The sequence below is a fragment of the Streptomyces sp. CBMA123 genome, from assembly GCF_014596465.1.
Taxonomy (GTDB): Bacteria; Actinomycetota; Actinomycetes; order Streptomycetales; family Streptomycetaceae; genus Kitasatospora.
In genome coordinates this window covers 1-876 of record NZ_MECK01000515.1, presented here as the reverse complement: position 1 = coordinate 876, position 876 = coordinate 1, and the positions used below count along the sequence as shown (strand labels likewise).

Annotated in this window: 1 pseudogene; it reads left to right on the top strand. The window is 76.6% G+C overall.

The window, feature by feature from the left end:
* Positions 1 to 876: pseudogene (locus BG452_RS35745) on the top strand (acety-l/propionyl-CoA carboxylase subunit alpha); the annotation flags it as partial.

Sequence of the window (876 nt, the reverse complement as noted above, 5' to 3'; positions counted from 1 at the left end):
ATGCGGGTGGTCGGCCGGCTGGCGGACCTCCAGGCCGAGCTCGCGGCCGCCCGGGCCGAGGCGGCCAAGGCCTTCGGCTCGGACGAGGTGTTCTGCGAGCGCTACCTGCCCACCGGCCGGCACGTGGAGGTGCAGGTGCTGGCCGACGCCCACGGCACGGTGTGGGCGGTGGGCGACCGCGACTGCTCGTTGCAGCGGCGGCACCAGAAGGTGATCGAGGAGGCCCCGGCCCCCGGCCTGCCGCCGCGGGTGCGGGCCGAGCTGCACGCGGCGGCGGTGAACGCGGCCCGGGCGATCGGCTACGTCGGCGCCGGCACCGCCGAGTTCCTGCTCGCCGAGGACGGCCGGTTCCACTTCCTGGAGATGAACACCCGGCTCCAGGTGGAGCACCCGGTCACCGAGGCGGTCACCGGCCTGGACCTGGTGGCGCTCCAACTGGCCGTCGCCGAGGGGGAGGAGCTGGCGTCGGACGCGCCGCCGCCGACCACCGGCCACGCGATCGAGGCCCGGCTGTACGCCGAGGACCCGGCCAAGGACTGGCAGCCCGCCACCGGCACCCTGCACCGGCTCGAACTGGTCGCGGAGCACCAGGAGTTCACCGGCGCGGGGCTGCGACTGGACTCCGGGGTCGAGTCCGGCAGCGAGATCACCCCGCACTACGACGCGATGCTCGCCAAGGTGATCGTCCGGGCGCCGACCCGCGCCGCGGCGGCCCGCCGGCTGGCCGACGCGCTGGCCCGGGCCCGGATCCACGGCCCGGCCACCAACCGGGAGTTGCTGGTCCGCGCCCTGCGGCACCCGGCCTTCCTGGCCGGCCGGGTGCACACCGGCTTCCTCGCCGAGCACGCGGCCGAGCTCCTCGCCGCCGACACCGGG